Annotated in this window: 15 protein-coding genes and 3 pseudogenes; 13 read left to right on the top strand and 5 right to left on the bottom strand. The window is 68.7% G+C overall.

All coding sequences use genetic code 11. From position 1 onward, the window contains the following. Positions 1–110 precede the first annotated feature (110 nt). A complete protein-coding gene (locus ACFWXC_RS25725; protein ID WP_384482320.1) occupies positions 111–926 on the bottom strand; it encodes a hypothetical protein in 816 nt (271 codons plus the stop codon). Positions 927–1,299: 373 nt separating this feature from the next. On the opposite strand from ACFWXC_RS25725, the pseudogene ACFWXC_RS25720 reads away from it, so the two are divergent. The 9 genes and pseudogenes from ACFWXC_RS25720 to ACFWXC_RS25680 all read left to right on the top strand — a co-directional run. Beyond that, positions 1,300–1,551 (top strand): annotated as a pseudogene (locus tag ACFWXC_RS25720) (helix-turn-helix transcriptional regulator); the annotation flags it as partial. Between the two features lie 187 nt (positions 1,552–1,738). Then, entirely contained in the window at positions 1,739–2,152 is a 414-nt protein-coding gene (locus ACFWXC_RS25715; protein ID WP_384482318.1) for a DUF6083 domain-containing protein, read from the top strand. A gap of 235 nt (positions 2,153–2,387) precedes the next feature. Further along, positions 2,388–2,813 (top strand): hypothetical protein, encoded by a 426-nt coding sequence (locus tag ACFWXC_RS25710; RefSeq protein WP_384482316.1) that lies wholly within the window; start codon positions 2,388–2,390, stop codon positions 2,811–2,813. Positions 2,814–3,109: 296 nt separating this feature from the next. Beyond that, on the top strand, positions 3,110–3,745 hold the full coding sequence (locus tag ACFWXC_RS25705; protein ID WP_384482314.1) for a hypothetical protein: 636 nt from the start codon (positions 3,110–3,112) through the stop codon (positions 3,743–3,745). 653 nt (positions 3,746–4,398) lie between these two features. Next, positions 4,399–5,022, top strand: a complete 624-nt coding sequence (locus tag ACFWXC_RS25700; protein WP_384482312.1) for a PH domain-containing protein — start codon at positions 4,399–4,401, stop codon at positions 5,020–5,022. A 12-nt stretch (positions 5,023–5,034) separates the two neighbouring features. Beyond that, positions 5,035–5,421 (top strand): hypothetical protein, encoded by a 387-nt coding sequence (locus ACFWXC_RS25695; protein ID WP_384482310.1) that lies wholly within the window; start codon positions 5,035–5,037, stop codon positions 5,419–5,421. Between the two features lie 158 nt (positions 5,422–5,579). Then, positions 5,580–5,999, top strand: a pseudogene (locus tag ACFWXC_RS25690) (transposase); the annotation flags it as partial. 94 nt (positions 6,000–6,093) lie between these two features. Beyond that, complete coding sequence (locus tag ACFWXC_RS25685) at positions 6,094–6,621, top strand: DinB family protein (protein ID WP_384482308.1); 528 nt, start codon at positions 6,094–6,096, stop codon at positions 6,619–6,621. A 387-nt stretch (positions 6,622–7,008) separates the two neighbouring features. Further along, positions 7,009–8,115 carry a hypothetical protein gene (locus tag ACFWXC_RS25680; RefSeq protein WP_384482306.1) on the top strand — a complete coding sequence of 369 codons (1,107 nt, stop codon included), beginning with the start codon at positions 7,009–7,011 and terminating at the stop codon, positions 8,113–8,115. A gap of 58 nt (positions 8,116–8,173) precedes the next feature. Here ACFWXC_RS25680 and ACFWXC_RS25675 read toward each other — a convergent pair whose 3' ends face one another. Beyond that, on the bottom strand, positions 8,174–8,710 hold the full coding sequence (locus tag ACFWXC_RS25675; protein ID WP_384482304.1) for a TetR/AcrR family transcriptional regulator: 537 nt from the start codon (positions 8,708–8,710) through the stop codon (positions 8,174–8,176). 75 nt (positions 8,711–8,785) lie between these two features. Between ACFWXC_RS25675 and ACFWXC_RS25670 the strand changes: the two genes are divergently transcribed. From ACFWXC_RS25670 to ACFWXC_RS25660, 3 genes are all read left to right on the top strand, one after another. Continuing rightward, complete coding sequence (locus ACFWXC_RS25670) at positions 8,786–9,835, top strand: aldo/keto reductase (RefSeq protein ID WP_384482302.1); 1,050 nt, start codon at positions 8,786–8,788, stop codon at positions 9,833–9,835. Positions 9,836–9,917: 82 nt separating this feature from the next. Further along, a complete protein-coding gene (locus ACFWXC_RS25665; protein WP_384482300.1) occupies positions 9,918–10,568 on the top strand; it encodes a DUF998 domain-containing protein in 651 nt (216 codons plus the stop codon). A gap of 11 nt (positions 10,569–10,579) precedes the next feature. Further along, positions 10,580–11,614 carry an SDR family oxidoreductase gene (locus ACFWXC_RS25660; protein WP_384482298.1) on the top strand — a complete coding sequence of 345 codons (1,035 nt, stop codon included), beginning with the start codon at positions 10,580–10,582 and terminating at the stop codon, positions 11,612–11,614. Between the two features lie 78 nt (positions 11,615–11,692). Here ACFWXC_RS25660 and ACFWXC_RS25655 read toward each other — a convergent pair whose 3' ends face one another. After that, positions 11,693–12,385 carry a hypothetical protein gene (locus ACFWXC_RS25655; RefSeq protein WP_384482296.1) on the bottom strand — a complete coding sequence of 231 codons (693 nt, stop codon included), beginning with the start codon at positions 12,383–12,385 and terminating at the stop codon, positions 11,693–11,695. Between the two features lie 137 nt (positions 12,386–12,522). After that, positions 12,523–13,116 (bottom strand): TetR/AcrR family transcriptional regulator, encoded by a 594-nt coding sequence (locus ACFWXC_RS25650; RefSeq protein WP_384482295.1) that lies wholly within the window; start codon positions 13,114–13,116, stop codon positions 12,523–12,525. A 234-nt stretch (positions 13,117–13,350) separates the two neighbouring features. On the opposite strand from ACFWXC_RS25650, the pseudogene ACFWXC_RS25645 reads away from it, so the two are divergent. Beyond that, positions 13,351–13,581 (top strand): annotated as a pseudogene (locus ACFWXC_RS25645) (FAD-dependent oxidoreductase); the annotation flags it as partial. Positions 13,582–13,911: 330 nt separating this feature from the next. Here ACFWXC_RS25645 and ACFWXC_RS25640 read toward each other — a convergent pair. Then, the gene (locus ACFWXC_RS25640) at positions 13,912–14,529 is read right to left on the bottom strand and encodes a malonic semialdehyde reductase (RefSeq protein WP_384482293.1); all 618 of its coding nucleotides are present in this window, start codon (positions 14,527–14,529) and stop codon (positions 13,912–13,914) included. Positions 14,530–14,684: the final 155 nt, after the last annotated feature.

The raw sequence follows: 14,684 nt of genomic DNA, 5'->3' as shown, positions 1-14,684 counted from the left end.
ACGGGTGGGAAACCCTGGTTTCCCTGTGCGTACGACACATTCTGTCCTGGGGTGGGCATGGGGCCGAAAGGAGAGTGCCGCGAACGGGTGGCGGGTGATGTGTGCCGCGATCAGGGCCGGGTCGTCGTTTGAGGCGTGATGGGTTCCCACAGCACTTCGTCGGTGTCCTGGTGTTGACGCCATGCCGTCAGCACGCGGACGGCGATCAGCCGGTCGAGTAGCTCGGCGGTCTGCTGCCGAGAGTGGCCGCTGAGGCGGGTGAGCGCCTCCGTGTCGACGGTGTGCGGGGCGAGATCGGTGATGTGTGCGGCGAGGATCAGAGTGATCAGCCGCATTGCCGGCGGTGAGGTCGTGGGCAGGTGCAAGGGTGTGGGGCGTAGTGCCCAGTGCGCGGCGCAGCAGCGTGTGCGCCGGCCGGGAATCTGGTCCAGGACGGTTGCGTCGAGCAGTTGTACGTCCACCGGGGCCGACCTGACGTCGGGGTGCTGCAGCCAGACTCCGCAGGCCAGTTCCTCCCAGATCTCCGTGCGGCCGTGCAGGCGCATGCCGCGCAGCAGGCCGGCGGGGAGAAGGGCGCGACCTCGGGTGTCGGCGCGCAGCGCGCACTGCACGGCGAGCATGCGGGCGGCGGGGGAGGTGAACTGGGGCAGAGCGGCGGCGAGATAGGTGAGTGTCTCCCGTACCCGCAGGCGTTCCTCCACCCCGGGCCGGTGCGTGCCGCGCGCAGGAGCAGGCGGGACGGGGGAGCGAGGTCTGCCGAGCGGTGAGTCGGGGACGATGGCGGTATGGCTGGTCGCGGCCGCGCAGGCCGCGCAGGTGTCGGCCAGCCGCCAGGCGCGGCCGGCGCGGCCTTGGGTGAGGGCGAGCAGGACCGGGCCGGCGCAGCGGCGGTGGCGCGGATGCCAGCTGCAGCCCTGGGCTGGCACTGGCAGGTGCGCAGATGCCCGGGCAGCGCGTGGGCGCGCGCGTGGCAGGCCAGATGGGCCAGGGCGGCGGACCGTGCGGAGGCGGCCTCGCATGCGGGCGTGCGGGTGGTGCACTGGGCGCAGACGAGGTTGGGCCTGCCTGCCCGCGGGTGGAGTTCCACCGTCCAGGTGCGCCGCACCGCGGCACCGCCGAGCCTCATCGGCCGACCGTCCTCCTGTCTGTCCGTGCCGTAGGGCCGGAACGCCTGTGGTCAGGCGTTCCGGACGGACGCGCGGTAGTGCAGATTCCTGCACCACGGTCGCGCGAGCCCACGAGAAGAAAGTGCAGAAACCCGCACTGGCGGGGCAGAGGTCTGCACCGTCGGATAGTGGGGTGACGATCATCCCGCCCGACCCCAACCTCAACGCGCTGCGCGTCGAACTCGTGCGGTTGCGGGGCGAGCGCGGATGGACCTACGACGAACTCGCCGAACGTAGCGGCCTGGCCCGGCGCACCCTCATCGACCTCGAACACGGACGCAGTACCGGAACCGCCACCACCTGGCACGCGCTGGCCCACGCCTTCGACGTCCCCATCGAACGCTTCCTCACCGCTCTGTGCGAGGGCCACCCTGTCCCTGGCACGCCTTGGCCCTGCCCCGGCCGCACCGCCAACCGCTCACCGGCCGCGGAAAGAATCACCCGCCCGGACGGGACGGCATCGAACGAATGATCCACATGTCGGGCAGGCGTTCCCGTGCGTGGGGCTGATCGTGTGACATCACCGAAAGCCGCCACCGGCCCTCGGCGTGTCACCTGGCACGGTCACCGCCATGCGCCCCCACCCTCTGCCCGCGGACCGTCACTGGGACGGCAGCCCCCGCCACGTTCCCCGCCGCCGCGGTCTGCAGATCGCCCCGACCAGCCCTAGCCGGCTACTGCGCGCCGGGCAGACCGGCCGCTGCCGTCACTGTGGCAACCGCAACGACTGGTACCTCCGCCACGATGACCGCCCCCACCACGGCCAACTCGCTCTCCCCGAGACCACGATGGCCGTCTACGACCTCAGCCACCTGCCCTTACACCCACCAACTGCGCTGGCGCGCCCAGCACTGCCCCGGCCACGCCACCGGAACAGCCCCCGATCTCACCCTCGCCGACTGGCAGTCTTCGACCCCCTCCTGCACGCGGCACACATCCGCACCCGCCTGCCGTACACCCCGGCACGCCGGTTGGGAGATCGGTGACGATGCACCACGCCCTGGAAATCGTGCAGACACGGCCTCTGACGGCGGCCGAGCTTCGTCGCGCCGCCCAAGACTGGCCGCTCGCAGCCAACCACGACACCAGCCGCCTCATGGCTGTGGCAGGCGGCAAAACCCCGAACGAGCCGCACACCGCCTGCGCCAGCGCTTCACTGGCCGACTGGAGGCTCCCGAGTTCTTCGCCGAGCTGTGCCTCCCCTTCCACGACCACACCGTCGTGGGCACCACCTACTACGCCACTCCGACCCCAGGCACGCCCCTGCGGCTGCGGATCGACTTCAGCCGCACCATCTACGCGGGCACCTACGGCGGCCTGCGCCTGGCGGTCGTCCACCCGGACCGCGGCGAGATGGACACGGTGGCACTCAGCTTCGCCGACCACGGCACCTTCCACCGCCGCGACGAGGCCCACAGCACTCCCTGGAACAGCTCCAAGTACGGCACATTCGACAAGTACCACCGTCCCGGACAACCGCCGTGGGAAGGCGCCGTGTTCACCGGGCTGCGCGACGCCATCGAGCAGTACACCGCCGTCTGGTTCCCCGGCGCCTGGACCCCGTCCGCGCCGAGCCGCGCCGCAGGCCGGACCGCCTACCCGGCTCCCGCTCCGCCGGTCGTACGCAGTGGCGCTCGCACTCGCTGAGCCGCGCCCCCAGCCTCGGCCTTCCGCACTTTTCCAGCAGGAGCCCTGCCCGTGATCACCCACCCCTTTGAGAGCTTCGACCCGGCCCAAGCCGTGCAGTTCCTTCCTCGCCACTTCTGTGTCAACGTCAACTCTGGGCGTGTTGCTGCCGCTGCGCTGATTCCGGTGAACGCTGCTGGAACTGTCCAATCCCCCTGCCCGCACCGCCGGCCCCGAAGCTGCCCGACCATCCGCCCTCGGCACAACAACCGCCCAGGGCAGGGCAATTGACGGCAAGCGGTGGTCTACTGCATTACATGCGCCTTACGGACGATGCGCGGGACACGCTGTTGATGGGTGCGGTCGTCGGAGGGGGCGGGGCGGTGCTCCTCCTCGTCTTCGAGTTGTTCTGGCGATTTCCGTGGCAGCTGATAGTGCCCCTCGCCGCTGGCATGCTCGTGTTCGGGGTTTTGCTCGGCGCCGTGCCGCTGGGCGACGAACAGCGCGACGCGGACCGGCGGGAGAGCAGCCGCGTGAGCCTGCTCGCCTGGGCCTGCCTCAACGGGGGGCGTTGCGAGACCGACCCGGCTGCGTTCACCACCGACGGGGAAGGGTGGGAGCTGCCGGCCAGCCCGCTCTTTCGCGGCGCACTGCTGGCCGTGGGCCACCGGGAGGGCGTCGAGGTGGGCATCGCTTGCGCCACGAGCGAGGACCCCAAGGCGGAATCCTTTTGGTACATGACGGTCATGGTCCGCCTCCGCGAGGAGCATTCGCCTGCACGGGTGCAATACCGGAAGATACAGCGACTGGGCCTGCCGCCGGACGTGGAGTCGGTGGCGATGGCCGGCCGGGAACTGTGCGTGCGGTACGCGGGCTGGCCGGAGGATTTTGTGGCGCTGAACAGGCAGGTCGACGCAGTCGTTCGGCTGGCGGCGAGCCTGCAGGAGGCATGACGCGGACGCAGACTCGTCCACTGCCTTGGCTCCGGCTCCCCTCCGTAAACGTTGCTCGCCTGACCTGCAAAGTCCGTAACCCCCTCAACGGACACTGGCAGCCGGTGCGGCCCTGGTCGGGGAGCGCGCTGAGGATCTCCCGTATCTCGTACCGGCCCTGGTGACCGCTGACCGAGGGGCGCGCGGCCTTCCACGCGGCGATCACCGGTTCGATCAGCGCCCGCTGCTTCGTCACAGGTTCAGTCTTGGAGGGCTTGCGCTCGCGCACGGGGTTCAGCCCAGCGCGCCCGAGCCCGCTGACCAGTTGTGGTGCCGCAACCTCACGCGTTCAGGTGACGATAAATCACCTATCAACTCGCATACCACCCTCTGATATGCGTTGAGCTCTTCTCCGTAACCGACAACTACAGAGCTTGCCGCGCATGGGCGCGACGGGACGTGTTGGTTGGCGGTACGGACGGAGGTACTGATCGGGTGGTGCTGGGCGACGACGGAGTCGCTGGTGGCGGTGAGTCTCAAGTTGCGCTCGACATAAGGGAGTTGGGGCGCCACCATAGTGCCCGGCGATGGCTGGGACCATAGTGCCGCCGAGCAGGGGGTGGGATGTGGGGGACGAGTTACTGCCGCGCGAGTACCGGATGAGACGGTCCCGGATGCTCGTGTTCCTCTTGGTGCTGTTCGGGGCCACGGTGAGCCTCCCCGGGGGGATGCTGGCCGACGACGACGTGTCCGCCTCGGTGGTCCTCCCCGTCGCCGTCGTGTGGGTGGCGCTCGGGGGGTGGTTCTGCTACGCCTTCCTGCGCTGTTCCACCGCGGCGGACATCAAGGCGATCCATGTGCGCGGCATGATCAGGCGCCGACGGCTGGCCTGGGAGGACGTCCAGGACATCCAGGCGGAGGCAACGCATGCGGAGAGCCCTTCGCCTGGCGTGGTCGTGTACGTCTACGGCCGGGACGGCCGCAGGGTGCTGCTGCCGTTCGTCGACGATCTGCACGTCGATGTCGAGTGGGAACTCGCGGTGCTGGTGACGGCGTGGCAGGAGCTGCGCGGTGCGGATTGGTCGCCGGATCTGGAGGCCGCAGTCCTCATCGGCCAGGGGCAGGCGCGCCGGAAAGCCCTGTGGGCAGGCACGGGCGCCACGATGCTGGCGTTCATCCCGTTGACGGTGCTGGTGGTGACGTCGATGGTGCACCCGCTCGTGGCCCTGGGAGTGGTGCCTCTGGTCTTCGCGCTGACCGCGATCACCTCGTACCGCAGGCAGCTGAGGACCGGTTGACGAAGGAGAGTCATGAGTGAGTCCGAGCTGAAGCGGGCCCTGCACCCCTATCTGGATGAGGAGACCCTGAAGGTGGCCCTGTCCGGATACCTCGGTGCCGGTCTCCGGCGTGCCGTCCTCGGGGTGACGGACCGCCGGGTTCTCCTGGTCAGGAGCGCCTATTGGTCGACCCGCGGCAAAGGGCTCCTGTGGGCGGATCCGCTCGACGAGGTGGCGCTGGGCGGCAGGCCCATTGAGCTTCATATGAGCGGCGCCTACACCGGGAATACGTACGTCCGCATACGTCGCGCGGACGGCAGCACGTTTCGTCTGAACCCTCGTACGAACTTCATCGGCGGGAGTGACGGCACCCGGCGCAGTGTGGAAACCCTGTACTCATCGGTCAAGGGCCGCTTCTGATCGTCCGGTTGGGCATCCGTGGTCGTCGTTCCGGACGGCAGGGGCAGCGCGCTGTTCTTCGGACGGCTGCGAGGGTGGCTGTCGACGCCTCGGATTGGCAACGCGGCCTGGACAGCCTCGGTCCTCGTCCTCATGCGCCGCAGCCTGCGCCAGCGCTTGGACTGGCAGGCCGCCGAGGAGGTCAACGACCTGGGCTCGCGGCCCTGAAGACGATCCGGGCCGCCCGCCCGGACGGTGCCCCGATCTACATCATTCTGGACAACCTCTCCGCCCACACCGGCGCGGACATCCGCCGCTGGGCGAAGAAGCACAAGGTCGAGCTGTGCTTCACCCCGACCAACGCCTCCTGGGCCAATCCCATCGAGGCGCGCTTCGGGCCGCTGCGGCAGTTCACCCTGGCCAACTCCCACCACCCCAACCACACCGTTCAGACCCGCGAGCTCCAGCGGTACCTGCGCTGGCGCAACGCCAACGCCCGCCACCTCGACGTGCTGGCCGCCCAGCGCAAGGAGCGCGCCCGTATCCGCAGCGAGAAGGGCATCCGCTGGGGCGGCCGCCTGCTCGCCGGGGCAGCCTGAAACAACCCAGTGAAGATCACGGTACCGTGGGAAGCCCGCCGTCTCGGCGATATCGGGTGGTCCGCCGAGCTCGCCCGGCGTTACCGTCCGACGCATGGTCGCTTCCCCTGAGCCCGCAGTTGAGCCGCCGGACAACTTGACCGACCCCCGCGAGCTGGTGCTCGCCTACCTCGACTACTACCGTGCCGCGCTGCTGCGCAAGCTCGACGGCATGTCCGAGGAGGACCTGCGCAACAGCAGGCTCCCGTCCGGCTGGGTCCCACTCGCCCTGCTCAAGCACCTCGCGTTCGTGGAACGGCGATGGTTCCGCTGGGGGTTCGCCGCCGAACAAGTGGATCCCATCTGGGGCGAGGAAGATCCTGACACCCAAAAGTGGGAGATCGGAGCCGACGAGTCGACAGAGGCGATCCGAGCCCTCTTCCTGGACGAGTGCGCACGGTCCCGCAAGATCGTGTCGGGCGCCGAACTGCAGGAACCCGCACGCAGTGGTGGCGGCTTCAACCCCCCTGACCACCACCCGGCCCTGATCTGGATCCTGTTCCACATGCTGCAGGAGTACGCCCGCCACGTCGGCCAACTCGACATAGTCCGCGAACTCGCCGACGGTGTCACCGGCGAGTAGAGCAGCACAGGATCGTGCTGGCCCGGTATCGGTAGCGGCTGACCGTGACCGAGGCGATGCGGAACAGTTCGATCCCGTCTGCCGTGATGATCGCCACCGACCGGCGGGGGTGGTGAACCGGCGGCGGACGTCGCCCCACCTCCAGCGGTGACGTGTCCACAGCATGCGCTCCCTATATTTAAGCTTTGCGGCGTGCGGCGAGGTGTCAGCTCTGCGGTGGCAGGGGCACGCCGAGGGCGAACCGGGCTGTGAAGCGATCGGGGCGTGGACACAGACCGACCTGACCGTCCAGACACAGGGCTTGCCCGGACACTCGACGCCGCCAGCCACGCCGGGGTCCCACCGATGTGGGGTGAGTGGGTGGAACGGTGGACGGTCACGACGACCATGACGCACCGCCCCCGTCTCAACAGCCGGGCCGCACTCTTGAAAGCCGGTCGGTGGGTCGCGGCGCAGCAGCCGGAAGCCGCTGATCCGGCCGCGTGGACGCGGCAGACCTGCGCGGCCTGGATCGCGGCCGTCGACCGCATGAAGATCGGCGACTACGTCCTGCGCACCAGTAGCTACCAGGAGCGCCACGGCCAGCCGCTGCAAGCCGAATCGAAAGCCGGCCTTGTGCGTGCCGTACGAGTCTTCTTCCGAGATACCCAGGACTGGGAGTGGCTGCCGCGCCGGTTCGACCCGCAGCGCGCTCTCGCCCTGCCCCGCAGCATCAACGCACTCATCGGCCCCCGACCGTGCGTGATCGCCGACGACGTCTGGGCGAAGCTGCTGTGGGCCGGGCTCAACCTGGAGGCCGACGACGTCCCAAGCGGCAAAGGCGGTCCTCTCTACCCCGTGGAACTGGTCCGTGCCGTCACACTGACCTGGCTCTTCTCCGGTCAGCGCAGCAACGAGATCGCGCGCCTGCGCCTAGGCTGCATCCGATGGCAGCACAACTGGGGACCCCGTGGCCGGCGACTCCACGCAGATCCTCGCGCGGGACGCCGTCTGTCTCCTGGACGTGCCCGCTCACAAGACCGGCACGGCGTTCACGAAGCCCGTCGACCCACTGCTCGGACAAGCCATCAACGCCTGGCAGGCACTCCGCCCCAGCCAGCCCAAACGCACCGACAAACGCACCGGAGAACAGGTCGACTTCCTGTTCTCCCACCGCGCACGCACCGTCTCCAGCGGCACTACGACCTCGGACACGGCTACTGCACCTACACCTTCTTCGAACAGTGCCAGCACCGCATGGCCTGCGCCCGCTGCGACCTCTACTCGCCAAAGGACTCCACGAGAGCCCAACTCCTCGATGCCAAAGGCAACCTGCAGAAGATGGCCGCCTCGATCCCGCTCACCGACGGTCAGACCGCGATCGACGAACTCCTCGGCAGACTCGCCGATACCCCGACCCCGGCCGGGCCAACACCCCGGCAGATCACGGCACTCGGCTCGGCTCAGCTCCTACCGATCGTCGACGTCCGACGGGGCAAAGCGGCGCAAGCATGATAAATCCGACTCCACAGAAAAGTCGTTCATCTGGCGGGCCCTGCCGCGTGCGCGTCGTTCACCGGTGCGGGCGGAGTCCGTCGAGGATGAGCGCGAGCATGTGGGGTGCCCGGTCCTCGGGGCTGGACGCGGCGCGCCACAAGGCGCCGGTGAGTTGGAGGAAGTCGCCTGGGTCGGCGTCCGGGCGGATGCTTCCGTCCTTCTTGCCGGCGTCGAGGAGCTGGGTGATCGCGGCGATGACCGGCCCGTAGCTCTGCTCGCTGATCGCCTGGTGCGCGCCCGGGCCGAGGGCGTCGCCGAGGCCGTGTTTTCTGCGCATGGCCTCGACGAGGTCGGTCGTCCAGTGGCGGAGCGCTTCCAGTGGCGGCATCTGGGCCAGCAGGTCGGGCACGGTGCCGGTGATGCGTGCCACTTCGTCCTGGTAGACGGCCAGGACCAGTGATTCGCGGGTGGGGAAGTTGCGGTACAGGGTGCCCGCGCCCACTCCCGCGCGCTGGCCGATCTGGTTCATCGACGTACTGCCGTCCGCCGCGAGCGCTTCACGTGCGGCGGCGAGGATGCGCGCCCTGTTCTCACGGGCGTCTGAACGGACCACGGGACCTCACCTTGCTAAGTGGAGAGTTCTCCACTACGTTATCCGGAGAGCTCTCCACATACTTTAAGGAGCGTCATGCATTACATCAAGCTCGGCACGACCGGCCTCGACGTATCCCCGATCGCGATCGGCGCGATGACCTACGGCGAACCCGACCGGGGCCACCCCGTCTGGTCGAAGGGCGAACAGGACGCGCGCCCGCTCATCAAGCACGCGCTGGAGGCGGGGATCAACTTCTTCGACACCGCGAACATGTACTCCAACGGTTCCAGCGAGGAGATCCTCGGCCGCGCGCTCAAGGACTTCGCCGACCGCGACGCCGTGGTGATCGCGACCAAGCTGCGCCATCCGATGCGGCTGGGACCCAACGGACGGGGACTGTCGCGCAAGGCGATCATGACCGAGGTCGACCATTCGCTGCGCCGCCTCGGCACCGACTACATCGACCTCTACCAGATCCACCGCAACGACCACTCCACCCCCTGGGAGGAGACCCTCGAAGCGCTCAGCGACCTCGTGAAGGCCGGCAAGGTCCGCTACCTCGGCGCCTCGTCCATGCACGCGTGGGAGTTCGCGAAGGCGCTGCGCCTGCAGAAGGAGAACGGCTGGGCGCGGTTCGTGTCGATGCAGGACCACTACAACCTGCTCGCCCGTGAGGAGGAGCGGGAGATGATCCCGCTGTGCCTGGACGAGGGCGTGGGCACGATCATCTGGTCGCCGTTGGCCCGCGGCCGCCTCGCCCGAGCGTGGGACGACGCCCGCTCGACGGCGCGCTCCGAGACGGACGGCGCCTACGCGGACACTCTCTACTCGCCCGAGCAGGAGGCATCCAACCACGCGATCATCGACGCCGTCGGGAAGGTCGCCGCCGCACACGGCGTCAGCCGCGCACAGGTCGCGCTCGCCTGGCTGCGACGCCAGCCGGTCGTCACCGCGCCGCTGGTCGGCGCCGGCTCGGTCCAGCAGATCGACGAGGCCGTGGCCTCCCTCGACATCGAGCTCACCGACGACGAAGTGCGCGCCCTGGAATCCCCGTACACCCCCCGTTACGACTGGCAGGGCGTCTCGGACGAAGCCGAGATGGAGGCCATCCGCAAGCGCGTGCCCGGAATGGCACTTGCCTGAACCCCGTCGTCCGCTCCGGCGCCGCTGCCCGCGCCGGAGCCCTCCTCATCCTCCTCGGCCCGCTCATGTCCTGGGGCGCCGAGTGTCCTGGGGCGCCGAGTTCATCACCGCCGGCGCATGGCAGGACCCGCCGTACTCGCCCCTGTACGACTGGGTCAGCCACCTCGGCCTGACCGGCCCGCCGCAGACCGCGTTCGGACAGGTCGCCAACTCCGCCCTCGGTGCCGTCATGGACACCGGCTGGGTGATCTACGGCACCCTCCTGATCATCGGCACGTTCCTCCTGTTCGACCCGCGCAAGGGCGCCCGTCCGATCAGGATCATGATCCTCGCCGTCCTCGCCGGCGTCGGAGTCTCACTCGTCGGCATCTTCCAGGGCTCCAACGCCAACGTCGGCAAGGGCCTGATCGCCTTCCACGCCTTCGGCGCGCAGGGCGTCATGCTCGCCGGCACCATCATGGCGATCGCCGTCGGAGCCGGCGGAACCCGCATCGGCCTCACCAGGGGCCGCTCGATCGCGAGCACCGCGCTCGGCACCGCCGGACTGATCGCGTTCCCCCTCTTCATGACCGACGTGTTCACCGGCTGGATGTGGAACATCGGCCTGTTCGAACGCGCCGTCATCTACCCGATCATGATCGGCCACGCCCTCCTCGCAAGCAGCGTGGCCGCCACCCAGCGCCACCGTGCGACGCACCCGCTGGCACCCCTGACCGCACGAGCCAACAGCTGAAGGAGAGACAGATGACACAAGTACTGGTCACCGGAGGAACCGGCTTCATCGGGAGCTGGTGCATCCAGGCTCTGCTGGAGGCCGGGCACACCGTCCGCACCACGGTCCGCGACCTGCAACGCGAGCCGGCACTGCGCTCCTGGCTGCACACGGCCACACCGTTCGACGACGACCGTCTCACCGTCGTACGCGCCGACCTCGAACACTCCGACGGCTGGGACGCTGCCGTCGCCGACTGCGAATTCGTCCTCCACGTCGCCTCGCCGACCCTGCGCCACACGCCGGCCAACGACGACGACCTGGTGGTCCCGGCACGCGAGGGCGTCCTGCGGGTGCTGCGCGCCGCCCGCGACGCCGGTGTCCGTCGGGTCGTCCTGACCAGCGCCTTCGGTGCCATCGGGATCGGACACCCCCCGCGCTCGACCCCGTTCACCGAGGAGGACTGGACCAACGTCGACAGCGATATCCCGCCCTACCAGCGGTCCAAGACACTCGCTGAACGCGCGGCCTGGCAGTTCGTCCAAGACGAGGGTGGTGGTCTGGAACTGGCAGCGGTTCATCCCGTGGGGGTCCTTGGACCACTGCTCGGTCTGGACGACCCGCCATCCCTGCGTCTGGTCCGCAGAATGCTTGAGGGACAGGTACCTGCGTGCCCTCCCTTCGGGATGGGCTTCGTCGACGTGCGCGACGTCGCGGATCTGCATCTGCGCGCGATGACCGATCCGGCAGCCGCCGGCGAACGCTTCCTGGCAATCGCCGGGCACAGCCTGCGCGTCATCGACATCGCACGCATTCTGCATGACCGCCTGGGGGAGCGCGCTGCGAAGGCCCCGACCCGTGAACTGCCCGTCTGGGTCGCCCGCACCCTGGGCCTCGTGAACCCGGAACTACGACTGCTCAAACACCAGCTCGGCCGGGACCTCGACGCCACCAGCACCAAGGCGGAGAAGCTTCTCGGGTGGCGAGCGCGTCCCATCGAGGACACCATCGCGGACACCGCCGAGAGCCTCCTCGCCCACGGCATCGGGACAAAGACCGGCTCGTAACCGACTGACGCGGCAGCCTTGCGCGCCGAAGATGCGTCGAACCGGTGACGCGGCGCGACAGGTGTCGCTGGTGCTGCATTAGCGGCTCGTACCGGTATCGCCATCGTCATCGGGAGAATCCCGCTGTCTCCTGCCGCCCGGAGCGGAGTCGTCCCCTTGCTCTTCCAACAGTTCAAGGAGTGTGGCATCCGCCCTCTTTTGATCTTCCTTGGTTAGCTCGACCGGTGCGTTGTTGTAGACGGTGTAGCGATTCGGATCGATGATGTTGGCGGCCCGCAGGGTGAACGTCAGCAGGCGGCGCCACCCTTTGCGGTGACCGACCCGGGCTTGCAGCTGGACCTTGTAGTCACGGGCTTCCGGCATGAACCCGGAGAACGGTGCCTCGAACTCGAGGAAGAGTTGTTGCGCCTCTCTGCCGGGCACGACGAAGCCGGCCGGCAGCTTCGCATCCTCGTCCGGCCCCGGCTGGAGGCGAGACGGTGAGGAAACCCACAGGAGCGGCAGGTGAGATGCGGGTTCGTCAGGGAAAGTGAGGATGAGGTCCTGTACGACTATCGGCTTGGGGCCGGTGTTATGAAGGACGAGCGGGAGCCGCAGACGGGTCGTCGATGAGTGGACAATCGCTGCGAAGGCATGAGGCTCCCACGTCCTCAGGTGCCCTTGTCTGGCGTTGAGCCACCAGAACGACGCCACGGTGAAGAGCAGTGCGCAGGCCGACACCACGCCGGCGCCTGTGAGTGATGAGGACGCGGCCTGCTCGGTCGCGGTCATCAGCGGAACCACAGATTCAGTGTGCCAGCCCTGGCGCGGGCTCGCTGAGGACCGGGATCACGCGGCGGGTGACTGCGACCGAAGCGCGTAGGCAGGCCGAGGCTGGTCGAGGTCGGGCCCGGGAAACGGCCCAGGCGCTACTGGGCGGGTGGCTTGCTTGGTGGCTTCCAGCCGTGGGTGAGGATGTCGAAGATCGCGTCGACGGCGGTCCGGCGGTCCTGCCGGCCGCGAGCGAGCATCGGGATCTCGAGTACGAATCGGGCAAGCGCCACGCATGTGAGGTTGTCGTGGTCAACGCCGAATTCGTCAGCGATGGCTGCGCTGAGGCTGTCGGTGTACCGGGTCCACATGCGTTCGGCGTAGGCGCGCAGCACCGGCGTGGAGTTCACCAGGTTGGTGAACTCGGCCGCTTGAGGATGTGCCTCGATCGACGGCCAGGTGTCCTGGACGTGCTGTCGAAGGGCATCGAGGATGCTCTGGCCGGAGGGGCGCTGCCGCACCGCGGCGGTCAACTGTGCCTCTCGGTCTTCGTCCTGGTCGAAGACCAGCGCTTCCTTGCCGCTGAAGTGCTTGAACACCGTCGCGGTCGATACGTCGGCGGCGTCGGCGATGTCGCGGATGCTCACCTGGTCGTAGCCGTGCTCCAGGAAGAGGTGCAGTGCGGCGTCGGCGATCGCCTGCCGGGTGGCCGCCTTCTTGCGGTCGCGGCGGCCGGCGGGGGGCATGGTCATGGCTGGAGCGTACCCGATAGTCGAATCAGTCGCTAAGTAGAGTCGTTGCACTTTTCTACTCGCTCTGATTTTATGGGCGTTGCGAGCACTGAGCAGCACGTCTTTGTCGGCCTGGTCATCGTCTGTACCGCGCCGGCCTGTTCATCTGAGAGGCCCCTCTGTGCGGCACATCCGGTGCCGAGGCCGACGGCGCCCGGTCTGCTCGCCTCTCTTCGCCGACCGAAAGGGACAGCCATGAACTCCCCGGAACCCGCCCGGGCCCGCATCAGCATCATCGGTGCCGGTCCCGGCGGACTGACCTGCGCCCGCATCCTTCAGCGGCGCGGTATAGCGGTCACCGTCTACGACCGGGACGGGGGCCCGGATGCGCGCAACCAGGGCGGCACCCTCGACCTGCACGCCGACAACGGCCAGATCGCCCTGCGCGAAGCCGGTCTGCTCGACGAGTTCTTCAGGCTCGCCCGCGCCCTCGCTCTCGCGAACGCCGCCACGGTGGCCGACGCGATCCGCACCTACGAGAAGACCATGCTCCCCCGCTCCATCGAGACGGCCAAGGCCCTCGAAGGCGGCGCCGAACACCTGCTGTCCGCCGATGTACCCGACTTCGGCAGCAACAACGACGCCCAGCACTGAAGTGTCACGGTGCCGGTCGGCGCCCTGGCCTCGTTCTCGTGTCCTGACTCCTCTGCGGGAAATCCGTCACAGCCGGCTCGGTGAAAAATGGGCGCCGGTACTCAGAAGAGCACCGGCGCGCACGGCATGACGCCTCTCACCTACCGGGCGGCGGCAGTGCCGTCAGGCCCAGGCGAGGGCGTCCTCGACGGGCACGCGGGGCAGCCGCGGGAACCACGGGTCGGCTCCGGGGTGACCGATGTTGACCACCAGTTGCGAGCGCCAGCTGGTACCGGCGAAGAACTCCTCGTCCACGCCGGCCTTGTCGAAGCCCGCCATGGGACCGGCCGCCAGCCCCGCCGCGCGGACGGCGAGCAGGAAGACCCCGGTCTGCAGTGCCGAGTTGTAGGCGGCAAGGCTCTCGCGCCTGTCGATCTGGTCGGCGAACGCCGCTCGCAGCATCTCGCCGCGGGCCGGGAAGACGGTCGGCATCTGCTCGTGGAAGTCGACGTCGTATGCCAGGATCGCGACGGCCGGTGCACTGAGCGTCTTGGCCCTGTTGCCCTCGTCGAGATGCCGGACGAGTCGCTCCTTGCCCTCGTGGGTGCGCACGAAGAGCACACGCAGTGGCTGGCCGTTGGCGGCGCTCGGCGACCAGCGGGCGAGTTCCCAGATCAAGGCCAGTTCGTCGTCGGCAACGGCCACCTCGGCGAAGGTGTTCGCGGTGCGGGCCTCGGTGAACAGCACCTTTCGTCCGGCATCGTCGAGGACATCGAGGGCCTGCTGTTCGCGGTCGGTCATGCTCATCATTTCTCTCTTATTTATTTCGGTTGTGTGTGGTGGGGGGGGGGGGTGGGCGCCCCCCCCCCCCCCCCCCGGGGCGGGGGGGGGGGGAACGGGCCCGGGCCAACCCCCCCGGGCGGTGACGCGCGCCCGGGGGTTGCATAACCACAAAA

The organism is Streptomyces sp. NPDC058683 (assembly GCF_042716195.1).
GTDB lineage: Bacteria > Actinomycetota > Actinomycetes > Streptomycetales > Streptomycetaceae > Streptomyces.
Note: the sequence above shows the minus strand (reverse complement) of the source record. Positions and strands in the feature narration are given on the sequence as shown.

Excerpts from the sequence above, each read along its gene's own strand:
- ACFWXC_RS25715 (WP_384482318.1), top strand. The coding sequence starts at position 1,739 with ATGCGCCCCCACCCTCTGCCCGCGGACCGTCACTGGGACGGCAGCCCC.
- ACFWXC_RS25705 (WP_384482314.1), top strand. The coding sequence starts at position 3,110 with ATGCGCCTTACGGACGATGCGCGGGACACGCTGTTGATGGGTGCGGTC.
- ACFWXC_RS25700 (WP_384482312.1), top strand. The coding sequence starts at position 4,399 with ATGCTCGTGTTCCTCTTGGTGCTGTTCGGGGCCACGGTGAGCCTCCCC.
- ACFWXC_RS25695 (WP_384482310.1), top strand. The coding sequence starts at position 5,035 with ATGAGTGAGTCCGAGCTGAAGCGGGCCCTGCACCCCTATCTGGATGAG.
- ACFWXC_RS25685 (WP_384482308.1), top strand. The coding sequence starts at position 6,094 with ATGGTCGCTTCCCCTGAGCCCGCAGTTGAGCCGCCGGACAACTTGACC.
- ACFWXC_RS25680 (WP_384482306.1), top strand. The coding sequence starts at position 7,009 with ATGACGCACCGCCCCCGTCTCAACAGCCGGGCCGCACTCTTGAAAGCC.
- ACFWXC_RS25670 (WP_384482302.1), top strand. The coding sequence starts at position 8,786 with ATGCATTACATCAAGCTCGGCACGACCGGCCTCGACGTATCCCCGATC.
- ACFWXC_RS25660 (WP_384482298.1), top strand. The coding sequence starts at position 10,580 with ATGACACAAGTACTGGTCACCGGAGGAACCGGCTTCATCGGGAGCTGG.
- ACFWXC_RS25655 (WP_384482296.1), bottom strand. The coding sequence starts at position 12,385 with ATGACCGCGACCGAGCAGGCCGCGTCCTCATCACTCACAGGCGCCGGC.
- ACFWXC_RS25650 (WP_384482295.1), bottom strand. The coding sequence starts at position 13,116 with ATGACCATGCCCCCCGCCGGCCGCCGCGACCGCAAGAAGGCGGCCACC.
- ACFWXC_RS25640 (WP_384482293.1), bottom strand. The coding sequence starts at position 14,529 with ATGACCGACCGCGAACAGCAGGCCCTCGATGTCCTCGACGATGCCGGA.